Here is a 22,889-nt window from a genome sequence, read left to right as displayed (position 1 = left end):
TGGAAGAATCTACGGTGGGAACAGCCTTTTTGGTGTGAAGCCGCAGGTTGTGAGAGCCTGTGGCTATTTGAGCTAGCGGGGCAGTTTTTTACAGCTTGCCGGAACCGGCTTGGGAAGTGACTTCTGCCTTCACGCTGGCGGATGGAGAAATCTTATCGTTCAGCGATGGTTTCCAGCCTACAGAGGAGCTTAGACCCGCGCTGGAGCCTGCATTTACGGCTTGTCCATTCAGGAGAGTGCCTGTGTCGGACAGGGCGGTGCCTCCAAAGACAGTTACGATTTTAGCTGCGGACAAACCTGCAACGTCGATAACATTGTTTTCGGCGAAGATTTTGGAGGATTTGCCTGCGCCCCATATATACAGCGAAGGATATTCGGAGCGTTTTACATCACCTGTATAGTAATTGTTGTACAGATGGACTTGTCCATACCGCACGCGTGGTGTGCGTTGTACTGTGTTTTCATAATAATTGTGATGCAGGGTTACACGTAAAGCCCCTTCATCTGCTGTTTTGCTGTCGCTGTTGCCAATAATCGACGTTTTATCATGATCGTAAAAGTGATTGTAAGAAGCAGTAACCAGATCGCCTTGGTTAATCACATCGAGAAGTCCATCATGATGCTGATATTCTTGACCGTAAAAGGTGCCGTTTCCGCTATCGGGGCGAGATCCATCATTGAAGGTATTGTGGTCTACCCATACATGTGTGGCGCCATTAATTGTAATGCTGTCATATTCCGAATTCCAGTTGCCTGTACTACCGTCAGTTGGGTCCCACTGAGGGAAATAATCGTAGGCATCCTGGAATTCAATATTACGGATAATGACGTTGTCCGTCCCTTTTTTCAGTTGGAAGTTTACGCCGTTAATGACGGCATCGCTACCCAGACCGACAATCGTTGTATTGGACGGAATTTCAATGACGACACGACTGGCTTGACTTTTTTGTGAAGCTTCACGTGCCTTTTCCAATGTACCGGACGGAACCTTTTTACCCCACGTAGATGGATCATATGCTTTGAGGTATGCATCGAAATCATATTTAGGGTCCTTGTAATCGTTTAATCCTAACGGCTTGTTATTGTCATCGACATTGACATTGATTGTGCCTTTGACATAAATGATTTTAGGAGTTGTATTACTGCTTTTACCCAAGGCATCCACAAGCTGTTTGCGATTTGTTACGGTGAAAATATTGGAAGAAGAGGCTGCAGATCCGCCTGTTGTGCCTGTAGAAAAGGCTGCCCATCCGTTCTTGCTGCCGAGCACCTCCTTACCAATATCGCCTGCCGCATGAGCGGGTGTGCCAAGAGGAGCAAGGGTAGTGAACAGCAGAGCTGCTGCAATGCCGAGTGAAAATCTCTTTTTCATAAAGTGACCTCCGTATATGGGGTTAGTGGAGTAGACGAACGAAGGGAGTCCCGGGTGCTCCTATGGTTTCTACTTTTCTATCATACTTCTTGTTCCAGTATTTGTTAATATAATAAAAGTTACATACTAAAATATTTGTCGAAAATTTTACATAATACAGCGTACCCCTACTTTTTTCCATTAATATCGTAGTTACACTAATGGAAACGTTAACAATCATATGAAATGGGAATTGTATATATGAATATATGGAATTGTTTTTGTATTTTCTACTCGGAAAATCATTATTTTCCGTATTCTGAATTCGCGCTTTCCGTGGAAAAATACTGGGAAACGAACAAATTTCATGCTACAATCAAAATTGGTAAATATAACAAAATTGAGCATATTTACCACAATACTAGCAATGGGTCGTACACTAGACAAATGGAAGTGAACATAGGTTAGCTGAAAATGTTAACGATTTCAATCTAAGAGGAGGAATCTCAAATGTTAAGAAACCGCTCATTTTATCGCAGATTTTGGCTGACTGCGTGGGCAGTCCTGTTACTCATACCAGCCGCTCCAAGCTGAAATATATAGATGAATAGCACCATTTTGATCTATATATTTCTGATTACAAGTCACTTTGTGGATTTTCGCAAAATCCTCAGGTACAATCCTTGTAATATAGCTGAGGAGGAATGGGCATCATGGCAGAGCATTTAGCAGATATCTTGAAGTTATTGAAGCAAAAAGAGTGGGTGGATTTGTCCCACGCCTTTTATCCTGAAATTCCTCATTTCCCGGTATTCGATGATGTTCAGGTAGACACGCTGTTTACTCATGACGATGGTTTTTTTGTGAAGCAATACCGCTTTCCGGGTCAGTATGGTACTCATATTGACGCGCCAGTTCATTTTGTGAAGGGCAAACGTTATTTACATGAGCTTTCCTTGAAGGAACTGGTTCTGCCACTGGTCGTTATCGATCGTGCAGCAGCTGTCGCCGCTAATCCCGACTATGAGCTTACGGTTGCGGATATTGTAGACTTTGAGAAGGAGCATGGACGAATTGTTGATCAAGCTTTTGTAGCCTTTCGCAGTGATTGGAGCAAGCGTTGGCCTGATTCGGAAGCTTTTTCGAACAAGGATGCAGCCGGAGACGCACACTGCCCGGGCTGGTCGCTGGAAGCGCTGCGCTTTTTGGTGGAAGAACGGAATGTGGCTGCGATCGGACATGAAACGCTGGATACCGATTCCTCCGTGGCCTATCGCAAAGCAGGCAAGCTGGTAGGGGAATATTACATATTGGAACAGGATCGTTATCAGGTTGAGGTGCTGACGAATTTGGACAAGCTGCCCGCGATGGGTGCTGTTATTTATAATATCGTTCCGAGCATTCAGGATTCCCCCGGATTTCCGGTACGTTCCTTTGCTATTTTACCTTAATCATAAACAAGGAAAGGTCGATTACAGACATGAATATCTGTGATCGGTCTTTTAAGATCTATATGGGTAGTATGCAGTTATGCCAATCGGTTGCTTTTCCATCCTCCTGGGCTGAAACAGTCAGCTCATTTGATTCACTCCTCTTATTCACGGTTTAGAACGTCCGTTTTTATTTGGTTACATATCCATTTTTATATTAATAAAACAAGACGATAGTTATCCTTTTTCGCCTTGCATAAATATCATTTGCAATTTAGTTAGTTATCACTTACTATATGCTTATGAACAAGAAAACACATGTAGATAGCAAAAAGAAGGATATTATGCAAGCAGCTATGCGCTTATTTGCAACCAAAGGCATCGACGGCATTTCTGTCAAAGAAATCGGGGAGGCTGCCGGTGTGACGGATGCCGCGATTTATAAGCATTTTAAGAGTAAAGATGCGATGGCCCTGGAAGTATTCGGGCAGTATTGCAACAGCTACACTACGTTGATTGACTTCTATCGCAAGCAGAGCGGGAGCTTTATTAGTCGTTTTCATCAACTGGTGGACGAGGTGCTTGTGATGCACGATGAAGACCAGTATGGTCTGCTTCTGTTATCACAGCATCATGAGCTGTATGTAGAGGCCAGCCAAAGCTCGAATGTCCGGCAGCCGCAGGATGCGTTAGTCGAATTTATCGAGCAGGGGATTCAGCACGGAGAACTGCCCAAGCAGGATGCCCTGCTATCTGGTGTGCTCATTATTGGGGCCATTACACGCTTGTCCGTGTCCAGTCTGGAGGGTGAATTGCCCCAGCAGCTTATTCCGTTTGCAACGGAGGTCAAGGAACGTTTAACCGCTTTATTAAGTCAAGGTCAGTAGTGACCTTTTCTTTTTAAATATAAAGTTAGTGTTTTCTAACTAAAAAAATAAAATATGAGGGTAGGAAGTGGCTCGAATGTCTAAAAAGATATTGGTTATTCAGGGAAATCCGGTCGTTGGCAGTTATGGAGAAGCGCTGGCTCAATCCTATGTAAAAGGAGCGGAGGCTGCGGGGGCTGAGGTGCGTTTATTGCAGTTGTCCGCGTTGGACTTTAATCCTAATCTATTAGGTGGATATCGCAATAAATTGCCGCTGGAACCGGATTTAATCAAGGCTCAGGAATCCATTAAGTGGGCAGAGCATCTCGTTTTCGTCTTTCCGATCTGGTGGGGCAGCTTGCCCGCATTAATGAAGGGTTTCATTGACCGTACCTTTATGCCGGGGTTTGCGTTTAAGTATCAAAAGGGAAAGTCGTTGCCTGACAAGCTCTTAAAAGGCAGAACGGCCCGCCTCATTACTACGATGGACGGACCGGGCTGGTATTACCGATTTTTCCAGGGACAGCCTGGGCATCGAATGATGAAGGATTCCACGCTGCATTTATGCGGTGTCAAACCGGTGCATTCTACTGTGATTGATCTCATGAATAAGAAAACAGATCAACAGCGCAACGATTGGCTGAGCAAGGTCGAGCAGCTAGGACGCAGCATGAGTTAAGTTTTCATGATGCCGGGATCAGTCTGATTCCATTGCTGGATTTAATGAATCAGTGGGGACAGGATCATCAAAAGCTGAGAGCTGCATCGGAGTAGATTGGTTAATAGAATAGGGTCAGCCTAACAGTCTCTCTTTGAAGTAAAAGAGGGGCTGTTTGTGGCACGTCTCACAGGGCTACATCTGGGAGATGATCCGGCTAAAGTAACATTCTCCCCTTTGAAAAGTTGATTTCCCTATCCCGTCCTGTTTTTCGTTCCCTCTATAATCAAATTAAAGATTCTAGGGGGGCATTCGATGAAACTGAAAAAAGTACACGCCTATGTGTTTGTATTCCCGAGTTTGTTTCTGACCCTTGTGTTTGGCATTTATCCTCTGCTTTGGGCACTACGCTATATGTTCTATGATTATCAGGGATTCGGGACGCCTGTTTTTATTGGCCTCGATAATTTTGCGCGAGTTCTGCGAGACCAGCAATTCTGGTCCTCCGTGGGAAATACCGGGATTTACGCTCTCGGCAAGCTGCTCATCACCATTCCAATGTCTCTGGTTTTGGCTATTATTTTGAATCGTAAGTTAAAAGGGCGTTCCTTGCTGCGGGCGATTTATTATGTGCCCACGATTTTCAGCGCCTCGGTGATGGCGATCGTCTTTTTTATTATCTTCAACTCCTACAACGGAATTTTGAACCAACTGCTGCTCAAGTATCATCTTGTCTCTGCCCCGATTAACTGGCTTGGTGCCGATCAAGCCATGATGACCACCATTATCATCGCCATCTGGGGCGCTGTGGGCAACTACATGCTACTGTTCCTCGCTGGTCTTCAAGGCATTCCCAACGACCTTTACGAAGCGGCTTCGCTTGACGGTGCTAATGAGTTCCAGAAGCTTAAGTATGTGACGATTCCGATGCTGGGACCTGTTATGCAGATGATCATCATGCTGGCCATTACCATCTCCCTCAAGGGCTATGAGAGCATCATGGTGCTGACCGAAGGTGGTCCTTATGGAAAAACAGAGGTGATGTATCTGTATCTGTTCAAATTGCTGTTTCCGGTGTCGGCTGAAAGCCAGTCGCTCCAGCAATTGGGTTACGGCAGTGCCGTCGGCTTCACTACAGCGTTGCTTGTAGGGGGAGTTACGTTCATCTACTTCCGTATTTCCAAGAAGCTGAATGATATTTACTAGAAGCAGGCAGGAGGAGAACAGAATGAATCATACTCATACCAACCATACCTTATCCCCGAAGCTGGTGCGCTGGACTGGCAAGACAGTGCTCTGGGTGTTCCTGCTCACGACGGCCATTCTAGCGATATTCCCGATTGTCATCGTGGTACTCGGCTCGTTCAAGACGAATCAGGAGCTGACCAGCAGTGCAACCATCTGGCCACAAAGCTGGCACTTTTCCAACTATGTTCAGGCCTGGAAAAACGCCAATTTCTCCCGCTTTACCCTGAACAGCATTTTTGTAAGCGTGGCTACGACAATCGGTACTCTGCTGGTCGCGTCCATGTCCGCCTATGCAGTGAACCGGGTACATTTTATCGGCAAAAAGGCGTACTCTCTGCTCATGGCATCCACCTTGTTTATCTCGATCGGGGCTGTGGTGCTGCGTCCGCAATTTGACTTGATGGTCATGCTCGGTCTGAACAAGACGCTGTGGGGCATCATCATTATACTGGTCAGCACACATGCCACCTGTTATTTCATGCTGATTGGATTCTTCAGAGGTATTCCCAAGGATCTTGACGAGGCAGCGATGATTGACGGCTGCAACTTTTATTCGGTGTATTGGCGGATTGTGCTCCCGTTGCTGCGGCCTGCGCTTGCCGTTGCCGGGCTCTCAGCCTTCCAGGGCTCATGGAATGAGTATATTTTGCCGCTTGTGTTCACGATGAGTAATCCGGAATTGCAGACGCTCCCAGTAGGATTGGCTAATCTTCGGTACGGTATCGGAGCTGCCGCGGAGGTTCAACTGATGATGGCTGGCGCCTGCCTGTCCATTCTGCCGCTTCTGGTGGTCTATGTGTTCGCCAGTAAATCGTTTATGCAAGTTACCGCTGGTGCTGTCAAGGGGTAGAGTAACTTGGGTTCTGTTGATACAATGGGCTTCAAGGAGTGGTGGCCAATGAGACTCAGTTTCTACAAGCTTTCTCTGAAAAAGAGAATTCAACTGCTATTTATTTTCCTGGCCATATTGTGCATCAGCGTGACGGGGATCTGCTCTTATCTCTTTGCCGCTCGCAGCATCGAGCGCAATGCCTTGCAGCTTAAGCAGGGAATTTTAAAAAAATCAGTGCAGGTGATGGATGAACATCTCAGGCATATTGTAGTTTCGTCTTATTCCTTTATGCTGAATGAAACGTTCAACCAGGTGATGAAGGATGTGCGCAGCAATAATGCTGTCAACTATTATCAGAATCTGTCCTTGTTGCAGACTTCGTTTGCCCAGTTGAAGCTGGTGGAGCCGCTGATTGATACAGCTTATCTGAGTACGCCAATCGGCGATTTCTTCTCCACCAAAGATTTTCCCGACCGGACGAAGCACTTTTCGGAAGAATATGGAACCTATACAAAGCAGATAGGCTGGAATACCCTGTGGATCGGGACCCATCGCAACGAGCTGTTTCAGTGGAAAGGCAACGTGCTGTCGTTGCTGCTAAAGCCGACGGTGCTGGACAATCATTATATTCCGAATGTATATATGGTTGTGAATATGAGAGAGCAAGCTATGCGGGCCATTCTGGAGCAGGATCTGATGAATAATCAGGTTCAGCTTTTTTTGCTACAAAAGGATGGAACGATGGTGATCCAGCCCGAAGCCCGGCAGTATGATTTTAATACAGAACGGGAGTTTATCGACCATTTTAGCAGGGGAGGAGAAGGGGATTTCCATTATACGAATGCCAAGGGAGAGGAATTGCTGGTCAATTACAACACACTATCCATGAATGAGGATTGGGTGATGGTCAGCATTCAGTCCAAGGCCGACCTGCTATATCCGTTGAAGAAGATCCGCTGGCTGATCATTTGGATTATGCTGTTCTGCATTGTGCTCGCGCTTATCTTGTCCAACCTGCTGGCCTCCGCTTTATTGAAACCGCTTCATAAACTACAGAGCCTGATGGCTAAGGTGGAATACAATGATCTGGATGTGCGGTTCAACAGCAGGTATGAGGATGAGGTGAGCAGTGTTGGCCATACATTTAACCGAATGCTGGATCAGATTCAGTTGCTGATTCAGGAGGTGCGGACTTCGGAGCAGGACAAGCGCAAATCCGAGGTCAAGGCGCTTCAGGCGCAGGTGGACCCTCATTTTTTATATAACACGTTGAATACTATTTTTTGGAAAAGCGAAAGCGGCGAGAAAAAAGATGTTAGTGAGATGATTGTCTCCTTGTCGCTATTGTTCCGGCTAGGACTGAACAACGGGAACGATATCACTACCTTGAAACAGGAAATTAAGCATGTCGAGCAATATTTGCAATTGCAGCAAAAATGCTATGAGGACCTATTTACGTATTCGATCCATGTTGAAAATCTATCATATCTTTCCATTTCAATGTTGAAAATACTACTTCAGCCGCTGGTGGAGAACTCCATTCTGCATGGGTTTCGAGATAAGGCCGTGCTTGGCAGCATCTTCATCAAAGTGTACCGCCAAGGCGAGTTCCTGCTGTTACAAGTGACCGACAACGGCTGCGGAATGGATGCTGAGCAGATGGAAAAGGCTGTGTACGAGCATAATGCGGACCGCAAGGGTTATGCGCTGTCCAATCTCCGGAGCAGGCTCAGTCTGCATTACGGGGGAGTCGGCTTCCATTACGTTCAGGAGTATTCCAGACATCGAGACGACCGTTACCATCACAATCCCGTTTATGTAGGAGGTCACAATGGATCACTTGAAGATGTGCGTTATGGATGATATTCAAGCCGTTGTAAAAGGGATATCCGCGACCATTCCATGGCCGGATCACAATATTGAGGTCGTAGGCACTGCAGGCGATGGTGAGCATGGTTGGACTCTTCTGCTGGAGAAAGATCCGGATATCGTCATCAGTGATATCCGGATGCCGAAGCTCAACGGTCTGGAGCTGATGAGGCGCGCTTCTGGCCAATGTTTACGCACCAAATTTATTTTTATTAGCGGTTATTCCGATTTCAGCTATGCGCAGGAAGCGATTAAGCTTGGCGCTTCCGATTATTTGCTAAAACCGTTCACTCCGCCGGAAATTCTGGAAGCAGTGCTGAAAGTGAAAAAGGTAATCGAGTCCGAACGGGCCAAGTCGGAGCAGCTTAAGCAGTTGGAGCAAAAAATGGACGCCAGCCATTTGCAGCTCCGCCAGGATTATTTGACCAGTCTGCTTCGCCAGGAAACAGGTGGCCGTCTAAGCGATAGCCGTTGGAGCGATCTCCATATTGATCTGGAAGCCGATAAACTAATGGTCATGGCCATCGAAATGGACTGCTATACCGAATACGGCTACACTCTGCATCTTGACGACAACGAAATCATTCCCTTTGCGATCAAAAATATTTTGGACGAGACGCTGAATTTGCATACCCGGGGTGTTGTGCTGCATGAGAGCAAGCAGCGGCTGGCAGCCATCTTTAATCCGCCAGATGGGATGGAGACTTCGGAGTTGCTGGAACTTTGCCGGGGAAATGTGGAGAAATTCAGCAAAAAAACCGTTTCGATTGGCCTGGGCACGATGGCCCGGGGACCCAGAGAAATCCATGCAGCGTTTGTGCATGCCGCCAAAGCGCTTGCTTACCGTTTTTACAGCGAGGGCAATTGTGTATTCCGGTATACGGAACTGGCGCAGGAGGATTTTGCAGCTCCAGACTACCCTGTGGAGAAGGAAAAGGAATTGCTGTATGCGCTGAGATGCGGTAATAAAACGAGCTGTCACCTCATGATTGACGACATTTTCCACCAATGGACATTGTCCCAAAAATTTCCGGAGCCACTGGCTATGATCCGCTTACTGTCAGGGCTCGCCTTCGCCATGTACCGGGCGTTTTGTGATGAGATCACCGAGGAAGAACGCATCCAGTTGGAGGCTGACTTAACAGCGCTGGAGGAGAACCGTTCGTTGACCTTCGGCGGCTGGAAGAGCTACATCAATCATTTCAGCAGTAAGGGCTGTGAATTTGTAGAGAAGAAGCGGCTCAGGGATGTTACGCAAGCGATCCATCGGGCCAGGGAATACATCCGCCTGCATCTTCAGGAGAATCTAACGCTTCACAATTGCGCTCGGGCGGTTCATTTAAGCCCAAGTTATTTTGCAAACGCCTTCAAGAAGGAGACAGGCATGACCCTGATCCAATATATTACCAAGATGAGAATGGAAAGAGCAAAGGAACTGCTGATTGCAGGAGTACAGGTGCAGGAAATTTCACAGATGCTCGGATATGAGGACCGTCCGTATTTCAGCGGTCTGTTTAAAAAGTATTGTGGCATGACGCCCACCAGTTTCAGGCAGATGTATTTGAAATGAACACCAAGCCGGGACAATCATTTTTTCCCCCATACAAAGTTAAAATGTCCCTCACTCCCGTGAAAACGGAACCACTATGATTACGTTAACGGGTAACCGCAGAGGTTGTCCGGAAAAACAAAAGGGGGCATAACGATGGTTAAGAAGTGGATTATCCTAACACTGAGCGCAGTCCTGGCCTTGAGCCTGGGCGGCTGTTCATCGGACAGTGGCAATAATGACGCTCCGGCCGATTCCAAAGGAACTACGGGAGCGAAAACCAAAATCATTTACTGGACGCCTGACCGCCATGATGCCGATTTCATGAAAGCAAAGGTTGACAAGTTTAACCAGACAAACCGAGATAATATTGAAGTGGAAATGAACGTTATGGGCGACAATTATCCGCAGGCGGTGGACATCTCGTTTGCCAGCAAGCAGGCTCCGGATGTACTGCAAGTCAACGATTTCCAGACCTATTACAAGAAAGGCTATCTGGCCCCGATCAACTCCTATATGAGCGACGAGATGAAGGCGACCTTCAAAGACAGCCTGATCGAGAATAAGAACACCATCGACGGCAAGATATTTACCTTGCCCAACACCGGGCAAATCTGGAGACTGATTTATAATAAAGATATCTTTAAGAAAGCAGGCATCGCTACTCCTCCCACAACGCTTGCCGACATGGTGGTTGCGGCCAAAAAGATTACAGAGGTCGGCAAAAGCGAAGGTATTTACGGCTTTGCCAGTCCGTTCAAGAGCGGAAACGGCTTCTGGCGGGCGGCGAATACGATTGCAGGCGTCAGCAACAATACAGGCATCGACGGTTACAATTACAAAACAGGCCAGTTTGATTTTGGCATGTACAAGGATATCGCTTTGGCGCTGCGGCAAATGAAAGAAGACGGCAGTATGCTGCCGGGAGTGGAGAATCTGGATATCGATCCGCTACGCGCGCAATTTGCCCAAGGTAAAATCGGGATGTACATTAACCACTCGGCTGAACCCGGAGTGTACAAGGACCAGTTCCCGACCACCGAAAACTGGGGAGCGGTTCCCGTGCCGTCTATTGACGGAACCATTAAAGGGGCATCGCAAATTATCGGCGGTTCCTACATTGGTATCAGCGCAGATTCCGCCCATAAGGAAGCGGCCTGGAAGTTTATGGAGTACGTGTACAGCAAGGAATTGCAAAGTGAATACTATGAAAAGGGTTATGGAATCTCCTTAATCCCAGCCGTGTTGAGCTCAGGCAAGAAGCCGAGTATTCCGGGCATTGAAGGATTCCTGCCAAAACGGGTTGACGCTATTTATCCAGCTAATCCAAGTATAATTACGGAAAGCTCTTTGGAAGGCATGAAATGGGCAGAAGCCTTTAACGTATTTGTATTCACCGGCGGTGATGTGAATGCCATAATCAAGGATTTGGATACCAGGTATAATACATCTCTGGAAAAATTAAGAGCATCTGGTACTACCAATATTGTAGCTGATCCCAATTTTGATGCTGCCAAGCTACAGGGCAAATTGTCCACAGAAGAATAACCTGTGGCTGTCCCGCGGCCGATTCCCCAAGCGGTTCGGCCGCTTATTTTATCTGAAAGGGGTAGAAAAGCATGATTATTGAAAATGGGGAAGCCAAAACGCATGTCATTGACGGAAGCAGCTCCCGCAAAATTCTCGGTATGGGTGGAACGCTGATGATGGTGGAGGTCACCTTTCGCAAGGGCGGAGTCGGAGAAGTCCATTCCCACGATAAGCATGAGCAGGTCAGCTATATTGTAAAAGGAAGCTTCGAGGTCCGAGTCGGCGACGAGACGCGCATTCTCAAGGCGGGAGATAGCTTCTACGCGGGTTATAACGTTCTGCATGGCGTGAAGGCGCTGGAAGACTCCGTCATTCTGGATGTGTTCAATCCCTTCCGCGAAGATTTTCTTGAGGATCAGCAATGAACGACTATTACCTGCCGCAGCTCGAATTGCGCAGGACTGCGGAGTATTACGCCCGCCATTTTCCCGGCGAAGCCGAAGCGTCAATCGCCATTGCCGATCATGCTGTGGTCAATGAATTTATCGTGCCTTACACCCATGACTTGAGCCGCTGGATTCCACTAGGCGATCCGGTAGATTGGCTGCATAATCCCTCCAAGGACCCGGAGTTCACCTGGGGAATCAATCGGCATTGGCATATGCCGGATCTGGGCAAAGCATACCTGATGAACGGCAATCCGCAGTACGTCTCCGCGTTTATCAACCATTATCGCGGTTGGCGAAAGCAGAACCCGGTTCCAGTCGTTCCGTCCTATGAAGAAGCCGTTTTCTTCCAGAAGCTTGGCCCTTGGCGGCTGCTGGAAACCGGATTGCGCGTGCAGTCCTGGATCTCTGCCTACAAATATATGGAGGACAGCTCACTACTGACGGAACCGTTTCACGCCGAATTTTTGCAGGGGCTGGAAGAGCATGCTGAGTTCCTCACCCGGTATCTGGGCAGTACCGAAATTAATCATGCCATTATGCATATGCAAGGTCTGTTCATGATCGCCACATTTTATCATTGGCATCCACGCGCGCCGTATTGGCGGCAGTTGGCGGCCGAGCGGCTGGAGCTTTGCCTGCTGCATCAGGTTGGCCCCGAAGGGGTGCAGATTGAGCTTACGACCCATTATCACAATGCCAGCATCGAAATGTTCGGTACCCCTTATTTACTGGGCCGGCTGTCCGGTTATCCCTTCTCGGAATGGTTCGGCGAGCAACTTCGCAAAATGACGGCATTCACGGAGGGGCTTATTCGGCCAGACCATCAATCTACCGGAGTCGGCGACTCCGACTGGGTTGGTGACGGGCGGCAGCGGTTGACGCTGTTGGGCGCGATTCTCGAAGATGACGAACTGATCTGCCGGGGGGCGGAAAGTTCGGAAAGCCTGTGGCTGCTGGGAGCGGAGAAATACGAACGTTATATGCAGCTTCAGGCTGCTTACAAGCCTTCAACGGCGAGCCGAGCATTTCCACAGACCGGGTACTATGTAATGCGGGATGAGCAGCAGTATTTGTTTTTTGACGCCGCCGCTATGGGCGGGGCGCACGGTCATGCCGATGCGCTGAATCTGGAATGGATGTGGAAGCAGCAGCTTTTTTTCACAGATACCGGACGGTATACCTACGAAGAAGGGGAATGGCGCCATTATTTCAAAAGCACACGGGCGCATAATACGATCACGGTGGACGGTGAGGATCAGACGCCGTATGTGTCCACGCAGCAATGGGGCACACCTGCGGCCGAAGCGAAGACATACCGCTGGGAGAGCAACAGCCGTTATCACTTCATTGATGCTTCCCATGACGGTTATACTCGCTTGTCCGATCCTGTAACACATCGCAGGTGGGTGCTGCTTGGTTCGGAGGTTCCAATTATGCTGTTAGTCGATTGGCTGGAAGCCGAAGCGGAGCACGAGATGGAGCAACGGTTTCATCTGCACCCGGAAGCTGTAGTAGAGCTGTTGGAGGGCGAGACGGGTAGTCTGGGCGCTTCCGCTTCCTTGGTTTATCCGGGTTCTTCTGTCAAGCTTGCTATACAATGGACAACGGCCGGGTTGACGGAAGGGCGCTTCACGGTCAGCGAACAGCAGGGCTGGGTATCGAAAATATACGGCTCCAAAGCGGAGACGCCTGTGTTACAGGGACAAGCCGCTTTTTCAGGAAAAGCAGGCATTCTTACGGTGTGTCTGCCGGAGGATTCGGCCGATAACGGCGAGCCGCTCCGCCTGACCGCGTGGGAGATCGATCCTGCGCGTCAGCGGGTCGAGGTGTCCTATGTGTATGGTACCGCATCCGGAACCATCGTAATTGATGGCACCACGCTGGAATGGAGGGATCATGGATGACGGGCGATGCTAAGCCGGACACACCTACCGCGTGGATCGCGGGGATTGATGTCGGCGGCACCAAGACCTTGTTTTGCCTCGCTGGGGTGGACGGGAGCATTCGCGGCAAACGCAAGCTCGATACGCAGCTGAGCAGGGACCCGAAAAGCTTTATGGAATGGCTGTTTGCCGAGCTGGGGCAATTTTGCCAAGCTCATGGAACCAAACTTTCCAAACTGGCTGGAGTGGGTATCGGCTTGCCGGGAGTGATGAATGAGCAGACAGGCATTCTGTCCAGCGCTCCAGCACTGGACTGGCCGGCAGAGGATATTCGCCCGTGGATTGCGCACAACTATGAAGGAATTGTGGTGCTGGACAATGATGTGAACATGGCGGCGCTTGGGGAGCAGTGCAAGGGTGCAGCGGCTGGCTGTGAACATTTTATAATGATTACGGTCGGCACTGGCATCGGCGGTGCGTTGTACCTGAACGGGCAGCTGTATAAAGGGGTGACCTTCTCCGCTGGGGAGATCGGGTACTTCGTGATCGAAATGGATCGGGAGACGCTGTCCGCAGGGAAGAGCGGTGTCTTGGAGAGGTTCGGGGCGTTGGAGAATCATGCTTCCGGTACTGGCATCGCATTACAGGCGGCGCGTTGTATGGAAGACGGGGAGCTGTGCCCGGTGCTCTCGCTGCAGGCGGCTGGCGGTCCGGTCACGGCCAAGCATGTCTTCGCGGCGGCTGCAGAGGGCAGTCAGCTCGCGGCCCGCGTGTTGGACCGGGCTTATCATCTGATGGCCGTTGCCATCGCCAACTTGACCATCACACTTAATCCACAGCTTGTTGTGCTGGGTGGCGGCGTCGTGGAGAAAAATGCGGAATATGCTGGCGAATTGGCCGAACGTGTCTCCGCATTAAGTCCTGTTGCTGTGGACATTCGCAAGGCGGCACTCGGCAACGAAGCGGGCGCGATCGGAGCGGTCGAGGCCATCAGGAGAGCGCTCCGGGGCAGTGGGCGGCTGACGGAATCTTAAGCATCCTGCAATACGTACCCCGTTATTTATGAGGAGGCCTATCTTGATAAACGTACTGAAATTAGACAACGTTGAAGATTTTGTACAAATTCGGGCCAACCTGATAGTCAGTCTGCTTCAAAGCCACTTCAACGTCGTTGTGATAGTCGATAAAAGGGTCGGAAATGCCTGAAATAGCGGTTGCAAGAGAGGGATTATCTGCAAAGTTAGAGTACCGACAAATAACCGTCTCCAGTTGAATGGTAAGTGTGCAGGATTGCACGCTCTGATCATCAACTGGGGAACGGTTTTTTGTTGCACGAACGATTGGGATGGGAAGCTTCATTATTCCTGAGATCGTAGTAGGGATAGTCAAATCAGCTTGTCTCCCTCATTACCAAGGTCAATCTCATTGTGACGTAGTGAATCTACTCTAATTTGTGAATGAAGCATGGAAAAGTTGATCGCGACAAAAATAATACTTCAAAAAAAGGATGATACAGGAAAATGTCGAAATGAAGAAGAGGGGTATACCTATAACACCATGATTTTACATAAAAGCATACTAATCGAAGATATAGAGGGATCGAAACATAATGGATGAACAGAAGTTTTTACTGATATTAAAAGATAGGGATCGTACTGCAGAAGTTCTTTCATTCGCGATACAAGGGAATAAAGCGACTGTGACGTTCCAAAATGACTCTAGTAAAACCTATAACTATCCGCTAGATCAGTTGCATACGTTAATAAGCCAAAATCCGAAAGTGATAGATGTATCCGAACAGGAAGTTTTTGTACAAGAAAAGCCTTTGAAAGATGTCAAGCAAGTCATTTTATTCGACCAAAAGGTGAAAATATGGCTTACATGGGGAAGAACACTGATTGTAGATGCTGATCAGCTTACACTGCACCATCGCGCCTTAACCAATGCTAATGCCATCCGCATTCTTCAATATTGGACGGAAATATCAGAGCATACCCAGATAGATAATGGAAACGATCTCGAATCCGAGTCTCAATCTTTTTTGAGTAAACAAATGGTAAGGTTGAATGCTTTTATTCATCTCCAAAGTGCTCTTAGCTGTTTTATAAATCAAACTGCCTTAACTCGGAATGCACCGCAGACAGATCATATGATTTTTCCTTTTAAATTTAATTTGAGTCAAAAGCAAGCCTTGATTCATGCACTCAGTAGCAATATTTCCGTGATTGAGGGGCCGCCTGGTACAGGTAAAACACAGACCATTCTCAACATTATTGCGAACCTGACGATCATGCAAAATAAGACAGTAGCAGTTGTTTCAGGAAACAATGCAGCGGTGCAAAACGTGAAGGATAAGCTGGAGAAGTCGGGGTATGGCTTTTTTGTTGCTTCGCTGGGCAATGCGGAAAATCAGAAAGCTTTTTTTGAGCATATTCCCCAATATGACAAGTCTGAAGAATGGAAAAGCGAGCAATCCGTGCCCGAATTGATGCACCGGATCAAAGAATTGGATGATCAGATCCATAAGCTGATGGAGCTTCAAAATGAGCAGGCCCAATTAAAGCAGCAGTTAGCGGCCTACCAATTGGAGCAGCAACATTATGAGCATTACTATGAGAATCAGGATTCCGAGGAAATTAAGCCAGGACTCTTATACCAAGTATATCGCAAGTTTTATCGGGAAAGTCCGCAAAGTATCCTTTCGTTTCTGGCTCATCATCATGTGGCTGCGGCGCAAGGAAAGCTGAACAGTTGGCTGTATAAGGCCAAAGCAGCGTTCAAATTCGGCTATACCGATTTTGTGAGCTTACGTGAACATCAAAATGATGTTTTGTTGAATCTTCAAAAAGAATTTTATGCCGCTAAAATTAAGTACATCGAGCGAAAAATAGAGCATATTCAAAAGGAAATGGATAAAGCCACATTTGATGAATTGTTGTGTGAGCATGAGCGGATTTCGACGACTGTATTTAAGCATCAACTACACAGCAAATACCACGCAAGACAAAGCTTGAATTTTGAACACCGCACCTATAAAAGAAAGTATAAGGAATTTGTTCAGCATTTTCCTGTGGTGTTGAGTACCACCCATTCCTTACGCAATTGTGCGCCACCAAACTTTCTATTTGATTATGTCATTATCGACGAGTCCTCACAGGTGGATCTACTGACAGGAGCTCTTGCTTTGTCATGCTGTAAAAATGCTATCATCGTAGGGGATACGAAGCAACTGCCGCATATCGTGGACTTAAAGATCAAGAACAAACTCAGTAAGAACGATGTTGCTCATCATTTCGATTATTTCCAGCACAATATCCTGTCCTCCATGCTGTCGCTGTATGGTGAAGCTTTACCCAAAGTCATGCTGCGAGAGCATTATCGTTGCCATCCCCAAATTATTGGATTTTGTAACGCACAGTACTATGACGACGATCTGATTCCTTTTACCACACACGAAGAGAATGTCGAGCCGCTTATTTTGTTTCATACGGCTAAAGGAAATCATATGCGTGAAGTGACGCGAGGGGAGAAACTAGGGAAATTCAACCAGCGAGAGCTGGATATTGTGGAGGAGGTACTGGAGCACCCATTTGTAACGGTGAAAGATAAGAAGGAAATTGGTTTTGCTACACCCTACCGAAAGCAGGTCATCAAAGCAGGGCAAGTGTTATCTGAGGAAATTGAAAGTGATACTATCCACAAATATCAAGGACGTGAAAAACCACTCATGATCCTTTCCACCGTGCTTGACCAGAGTGCTCAAGGTAAAAAGGGAATTCGCTTTGTCGATGATCCTTGCAAAATTAACGTAGCCGTGTCCAGAGCACAACAGCAATTCGTGCTAGTGACAGGGCAAAATGTTTTCACCAAAGCGAACAGCGATGTAGGCAACCTGATCCGATATATGGAGTACAGCACTTTGAACGAGAACATTATCAAAAGCGAAATCGTATCTATTTTTGATTTATTGTATAAAGAATACTCTGAGGTTTTAATTGGACTTCGCGATAAAAAAATAAAGATTTCCAAACATGAGTCCGAGAATATAGCGAATGTTTTTTTGCAGGAGTTATTGAAAAGGGAAGAGTACCGTATTCTGAACATACAGAGACAAGTATACCTCAAAAATTTCCTGAGCTCGACAGACCTGCTCGATGAGGGTGAGCGGAAATACATAAAAAACAACGCTTCGCTCGATTTTGTAGTGTACCACAAGCTGGACAAAAGGCCTCAATTGGTTATTGAAGTGGACGGGTTTGCTTACCATGAAAATAAGCCAGAGCAGCTGGAGAGAGATCGCAAGAAAGACAGTATTTTGGCGAAATACAAGGTTCCTTTTTTGAGATTAAAAACAGAGGGGAGTGGGGAGGAACAAAAGGTTCGGGAAATGTTGGATAGCGTGTTAGGCTATAAATAATATATCTTTTCTTACTGGTAAGAAGCTTAATATCCAATAGTTTTGAACATGCAAAAAAAGCTTATTCCCACTCATGTTAAGTTGGAATAAGCTTTTGAAAGGATGGGCTGCTATCATTCACCTGCGAAGCATGGACAACAGGCTTATTCAGCGGTTGCTGTCGCTTGCTCCGCTGCGAAGATGACAGGCTTCATAATCCGGCTCAGCATATCCTGTTTTGGACGATTCCAGGTAACCCAGTCGTCCAGCAGCAGCCCGCCTGTGTCGCCGCTATTCGGATTCAGGGACCAGTAGGTGAAGTACAGGTTGTTGGCACGAATATAGTCTACGAGTGTATTTTGCCATTTACCTTCTGTTGAGGACATATCGACATTACGACCGCCAAATTCACCGACCAGCACCGGAGCTATGTTTTGCTTGCTGATGTAGCCCCAGGTTTGATCCCAGATGGCTGGCAGGTTGGACGGGAAGGTAGGGTCGTTGAACCATGGCTGCGAGGACACACCAGGGCCGTAATCATGCGGAGAATATACGACGCGGTTCGGTACATCCAGAACAACAGGGTAGTTCGCTACACCTGTCAGATTGCCACCCCACCAGTATTGGCTATTGTTTCCTTGTACATTGTGGTCCACACCTTCGACGAGAATCAGCCAATTCGGATTCACGGACAGAATCGCATTCCCAGCGCGCTGTGCCGCCAGACGCCAGTCTGTGGAGATATTGCCTGTCCCCCAGCTTGCCTGACCGTGTGGCTCGTTGTGCAGATCTCCACCGATGACGGTAGGATTGTTTTTATAACGTTCAGCCAACATTTTCCAGTCGCTGATCCAACGAGTCTCAGGGTACTGGGACGTGTACCACAGCTCGGATTGTCCACCTGAGCCTGGACGGTGACGGTCAAGGATAATCTGAATACCGCGTTGTCCAGCTTTTTCGATCACCTTGTCCATAATTTGAATCGGAGTCAATCCGACCAGATCAGGGTTTTTGTAATAATCAATACTGTCTGGACGGGAACTGGAATCGAACAACTGATTACTGTATGGCAGACGGATCAGATTGTAGCCTTCTTTCTTCACCTGGTCCAGCATGTCGTCCATTGAACGGGCCCACAGTCCATGCAAGGTGTAATTAGGAGTTTCCAGACCGAACCAGTTCAGGCCGTTAAATGCCGCCTCTTTCCCGGATTCATCTACAATCTTGTTTCCTGCGGTGTGGTAATATCCTTTCACACTGGCTGCATCTGCCGAAGCGGGAGTGTAGCCATACAGTGAAAAGCCCATTACGAGGGAGGCAATGACGAAAAATGTCTTTTTCAACCCTTTTTTCTTCATGTTTTTGCTTCCTCCTTTATTTTAATATATTTGTAACCGATTACAATTCCATTTTATGTTCAAATATTCCATCAAACAAGTTCATAAAATTCGTATATTTCTAAGATTTCGTTCTAATTCAATAGATTTGTAACAACGGATGGTCAAGCTAAGTGCGAAAGTTCCTCTTGTAAAAGATTCGTAAGGGAGTTCAACACTTCATTTATTATATTTTCCTCCTGTACAAGAAGGTATATAATAAAGTGAAATTCACTTTACATACAGGTTGCAGAATATATATTTGAAAATGAACACGCCTAACACGCAGAAAAAGAGAGGGGGTTAACCATGGTCACAACGATGAAAGAAGTTGCAGAACGTGCGGGGGTGTCGAAGAGCACAGTTTCGCAGTTTCTGCATAAGAGATACAACTATATGAGTGAAAACACCAAGAAGAAGATCGAGCAAGCGATTGAGGATCTCAGTTATATTCCCAATGAGGTGGCACGCAGTCTCAAGCAGAAGAAGACCTTTATTGTGGGTGTTATTTCTTCAACCATTTTATCGAGATTTACAACAGAAGTCGTGCGTGCAATTGAAGATGAATGCCAACTGGAAAATGTCCAGGTCATTGTCTGCAATACCGATGATGATTCGCTCAAAGAGAAAAAGTATGTCCAGTCGATGATTGCTCGGCAAGTGGATGGACTTATCATTTTTCCGACGGAAGAGAACAAGAAATTATATGTTTCTCTTGTCAAGAATGGCTATCCTTTCGTGTTTGTGGACCGAAAAATCGATGAAGTCAGCGTAGACACGGTGCTGTTGAATAATGAAAAAGCCAGCGAGCTTGCGGTTGAAGCATTCATTGAGCATGGTCATAAAAATATTGGCATCATCACGTTCCCTTTAGGCAAAAAAGCGATCACCACACGAAGTGAGCGGCTGTCCGGTTATAGAAATACGATGGGCAAACATGACATCCCAGTGAATGAAAACTATATCAAAAGCGGCAGGTTGGATGAAATGCCAAATCTTATTGGACAACTATTCCACATGAAGAACCCGCCCACCGCAATCATCGCTACTAATGACATGATTTTGGAGCAGGTGCTGATTTATGCAAAAAATAACCGTCTGACTATACCTAATGACTTTTCCTTGATTGGCATAGATGATGTATCCTTTGCGTCTTTTTATAATCCGCCGATCACTACCGTTTCCCAGCCGAGCTTTGAAATGGGGAAAAGAAGTGCGAGGCTGCTGCTGGAGAAAATCGATCAAAAAGAGCAGGACCATGAGGAGCTGTCAGAAATCATCCGATTGGATCCGGCCATTAACCACAGAGAATCTGTACAAAAATTGAACTGAATAATTTGAATAAGTCTTTTTATCTTTTTGGAAACGTTTTTATGAATTCTATTGTAAAAAGAAAATAATGAGCTATAATGATCCTATGATTCGAGTCATGAATGCCCTTTCATTTATGTATGTCCTGATTTTAGTGATGTTGCGATTGAAGAGAGGGGAGGAATGGAGCTTAAACGAATAATGTATGGAGTAAGTTGTGATTTAATTCACAAAAAATAATTCTGCTTCTTTTTACATTCCCGGAAGGGAAATTTTTTTCAAGTATTACTAAATCGATTTAGTAAGAGTGAAAATTAATAAAAGAAAGTCGGAGATCACTATGGAAATGTTTATGAGTATTATCAGGGAGCCATCCATCATTATCGCGATTGTGACATTACTCGGCCTTATATTTCAGAGGAAGAAAGTATCCGAGATCATTACGGGAACTACCCTTTCTTTCATGGGTTTCACCATGATCAAAGTCGGCGGCGGAATTTTAGGAGGCGTTCTCACCAACTTCAGCCAAATTTTTTCTTATGCGTTCAAACTTAAAGGTGTCGTACCAAGCAATGAAGCTATCATGGCACTGACCATTGATCAGATCGGGGCGGATGCTGCGCTCATTCTACTCTTTTCCATGATCCTTAACATCGTGCTTGCACGCCTGACCAAGTTCAAGTACATTTATTTGTCACTTCACTTGATTCTGTTCATGAGCTTTGCCGCTACAGCCGTTATGAAAGGTCTTGGTCTCAGTTCGCTGACTACGATCATCGTCGGTTCTTTGGTAATCGGGAGCTATATGGCAGTGTTCCCTTACCTGCTCCGGAATGCCAGCAAAAACATTATCAAATCTGATGAATATACGATTGCTCATGCTTCCATGACCTCATACATTCTAGGTACCTATTTAGGAAAAGTTTTTGGCAACCGTGAAAATGACACCGAAAATGTAAAAATTAATGACCGCATCAGTTTTTTGCGCGACCCCAATGTTGCAACGACCTTGACCATGCTTGTGCTTTTACTGGTATCCGGACTGGTTGCTGGTTCTGATTATGTCAGCAAATTATCTGATGGCAAAGAATACATCGTCTTCATCCTCGAACAGTCAGCTATTTTTGCTGCCGGCTTGTATATCGCAAAAGCAGGTGTTAAGCTGTTCACGACTGAAATTGTACCCGCTTTCAAAGGGTTCTCCCAAGTGTTCGCACCTGGAGCAATCCCTGGTGTGGATGTTCTGGTACTGTTCGACAAATCACCCAATTCCGCGTTGGTCGGCTTCTTGGTCAGCTTCTTCACAGGCGTTGCCTGCGTCTTTCTTTTCCCGCTTGTCGGATTGCCTGTCATTGTGCCGGGGATCATGGCCTGCTTCCTTGCTGGTGGTGCAGCCGCGATATTCGGTAATTCCAGCGGTGGTTTCAGAGGGGCTGTCATTTCCAGTTGTCTTAATGGATTCTTGCTCTGTCTGCTGCCGGCCCTCACCTTGCCGCTCTTTTCTTTTTTGGGTGCCGAAGGGGTGACATTCGCCGATCCCGACTTTACTACCCTTTCTGGAGTACTTTGGCTTATTTTTCGCTGGTTTTAAACTAAATCGATTTATGAAGTTTTTCAAAATAACTCATTCAAATAATTTGTGTTTTAAAAGAGGAGGAATTATCCATGTTTTTTAATGACCAAGATATTCAAATTGATACCGTTGACAGTAATACCACCCGGAAAGTGCTGGCCCACAGCGACCAGCTTATGTATGTCAAAGTGATGTTTGCTAAAGCCCAAACAGGAGAGATCCTGTTGCATAAGCATGTCCATGAACAAGTCACTTATGTATTGAAGGGAAGTTTTAAGTTCATGATCGATAATGGCGAAACAAAGGAAGTGCAGAACGTCAAAGAAGGAGACAGCATCCATTTTCCATCCGATACTCTTCATGGCTGTATCCCACTAGAGGATGACGGTATTCTGCTAGATGCATTTACACCAGCACGTGCAGATTTTATGTAAATTCCCTTACTAAATACGGTGTATCTATTGAGTATGTCGAAAAAATGATTGATGGACAGGAAGAGTAAAAGAAAGGGATACTCCCAATGCGAGCATCCCTTTTTGTATTTGTCTACCCAGCGATATACCTTGTT

18 protein-coding genes are annotated in these 22,889 nt (G+C 46.6%); 15 read left to right on the top strand and 3 right to left on the bottom strand.

The window, feature by feature from the left end; genetic code table 11:
• Positions 1–88 precede the first annotated feature (88 nt).
• Positions 89–1,372, bottom strand: a complete 1,284-nt coding sequence (locus QMK20_RS19050) for a pectate lyase family protein (protein WP_283652878.1) — start codon at positions 1,370–1,372, stop codon at positions 89–91.
• A gap of 692 nt (positions 1,373–2,064) precedes the next feature.
• On the opposite strand from QMK20_RS19050, the gene QMK20_RS19045 reads away from it, so the two are divergent.
• The 11 genes from QMK20_RS19045 (at position 2,065) to QMK20_RS18995 (ending at position 14,699) form a co-directional block, all read left to right on the top strand.
• Positions 2,065–2,802: a cyclase family protein gene (locus QMK20_RS19045; RefSeq protein WP_283652877.1), complete on the top strand. Its 738-nt coding sequence runs from the start codon at positions 2,065–2,067 to the stop codon at positions 2,800–2,802.
• A 281-nt stretch (positions 2,803–3,083) separates the two neighbouring features.
• Entirely contained in the window at positions 3,084–3,668 is a 585-nt protein-coding gene (locus QMK20_RS19040) for a TetR/AcrR family transcriptional regulator (RefSeq protein WP_283656308.1), read from the top strand.
• Between the two features lie 76 nt (positions 3,669–3,744).
• Positions 3,745–4,326, top strand: coding sequence for an NAD(P)H-dependent oxidoreductase (locus QMK20_RS19035; protein ID WP_283652876.1), 582 nt, complete (start codon positions 3,745–3,747; stop codon positions 4,324–4,326).
• Between the two features lie 294 nt (positions 4,327–4,620).
• Positions 4,621–5,511 (top strand): carbohydrate ABC transporter permease, encoded by an 891-nt coding sequence (locus QMK20_RS19030; RefSeq protein ID WP_283652875.1) that lies wholly within the window; start codon positions 4,621–4,623, stop codon positions 5,509–5,511.
• A 22-nt stretch (positions 5,512–5,533) separates the two neighbouring features.
• On the top strand, positions 5,534–6,403 hold the full coding sequence (locus QMK20_RS19025) for a carbohydrate ABC transporter permease (protein WP_283652874.1): 870 nt from the start codon (positions 5,534–5,536) through the stop codon (positions 6,401–6,403).
• 48 nt (positions 6,404–6,451) lie between these two features.
• The gene (locus QMK20_RS19020) at positions 6,452–8,248 is read left to right on the top strand and encodes a cache domain-containing sensor histidine kinase (RefSeq protein WP_283652873.1); all 1,797 of its coding nucleotides are present in this window, start codon (positions 6,452–6,454) and stop codon (positions 8,246–8,248) included.
• Entirely contained in the window at positions 8,217–9,824 is a 1,608-nt protein-coding gene (locus tag QMK20_RS19015; protein ID WP_283652872.1) for a response regulator, read from the top strand. The genes QMK20_RS19020 and QMK20_RS19015 overlap by 32 nt, the downstream gene beginning before the upstream one ends.
• Positions 9,825–9,959: 135 nt before the next feature.
• A complete protein-coding gene (locus tag QMK20_RS19010; RefSeq protein ID WP_283652871.1) occupies positions 9,960–11,351 on the top strand; it encodes an ABC transporter substrate-binding protein in 1,392 nt (463 codons plus the stop codon).
• Positions 11,352–11,422: 71 nt separating this feature from the next.
• Positions 11,423–11,758: a cupin domain-containing protein gene (locus tag QMK20_RS19005; protein ID WP_044648869.1), complete on the top strand. Its 336-nt coding sequence runs from the start codon at positions 11,423–11,425 to the stop codon at positions 11,756–11,758.
• Positions 11,755–13,686, top strand: coding sequence for an alginate lyase family protein (locus QMK20_RS19000; RefSeq protein ID WP_283652870.1), 1,932 nt, complete (start codon positions 11,755–11,757; stop codon positions 13,684–13,686). Before QMK20_RS19005 ends, QMK20_RS19000 begins: the two co-directional genes overlap by 4 nt.
• Positions 13,683–14,699, top strand: coding sequence for an ROK family protein (locus QMK20_RS18995; RefSeq protein ID WP_283652869.1), 1,017 nt, complete (start codon positions 13,683–13,685; stop codon positions 14,697–14,699). The genes QMK20_RS19000 and QMK20_RS18995 overlap by 4 nt, the downstream gene beginning before the upstream one ends.
• Before the next feature lie 61 nt (positions 14,700–14,760).
• On the opposite strand, the gene QMK20_RS18990 is transcribed toward QMK20_RS18995, so the two are convergent.
• Positions 14,761–15,054, bottom strand: coding sequence for a hypothetical protein (locus QMK20_RS18990; protein ID WP_283652868.1), 294 nt, complete (start codon positions 15,052–15,054; stop codon positions 14,761–14,763).
• 220 nt (positions 15,055–15,274) lie between these two features.
• On the opposite strand from QMK20_RS18990, the gene QMK20_RS18985 reads away from it, so the two are divergent.
• Positions 15,275–18,082, top strand: a complete 2,808-nt coding sequence (locus QMK20_RS18985; protein WP_283652867.1) for an AAA domain-containing protein — start codon at positions 15,275–15,277, stop codon at positions 18,080–18,082.
• 143 nt (positions 18,083–18,225) lie between these two features.
• Here the strand turns inward: QMK20_RS18985 and QMK20_RS18980 are convergent, their stop codons facing one another.
• A complete protein-coding gene (locus tag QMK20_RS18980; RefSeq protein WP_283652866.1) occupies positions 18,226–19,419 on the bottom strand; it encodes a glycoside hydrolase family 5 protein in 1,194 nt (397 codons plus the stop codon).
• Between the two features lie 327 nt (positions 19,420–19,746).
• Between QMK20_RS18980 and QMK20_RS18975 the strand changes: the two genes are divergently transcribed.
• From QMK20_RS18975 to QMK20_RS18965, 3 genes are all read left to right on the top strand, one after another.
• Entirely contained in the window at positions 19,747–20,769 is a 1,023-nt protein-coding gene (locus tag QMK20_RS18975; RefSeq protein WP_283652865.1) for a substrate-binding domain-containing protein, read from the top strand.
• 319 nt (positions 20,770–21,088) lie between these two features.
• The gene (locus QMK20_RS18970; protein ID WP_044648863.1) at positions 21,089–22,339 is read left to right on the top strand and encodes a PTS ascorbate transporter subunit IIC; all 1,251 of its coding nucleotides are present in this window, start codon (positions 21,089–21,091) and stop codon (positions 22,337–22,339) included.
• 74 nt (positions 22,340–22,413) lie between these two features.
• A complete protein-coding gene (locus tag QMK20_RS18965; protein WP_283652864.1) occupies positions 22,414–22,755 on the top strand; it encodes a cupin domain-containing protein in 342 nt (113 codons plus the stop codon).
• Positions 22,756–22,889: the final 134 nt, after the last annotated feature.

It is taken from the genome of Paenibacillus sp. RC334, assembly GCF_030034735.1.
Taxonomy (GTDB): domain Bacteria; phylum Bacillota; class Bacilli; order Paenibacillales; family Paenibacillaceae; genus Paenibacillus; species Paenibacillus terrae_A.
This window is presented reverse-complemented; position numbering and strand designations above follow the sequence as displayed.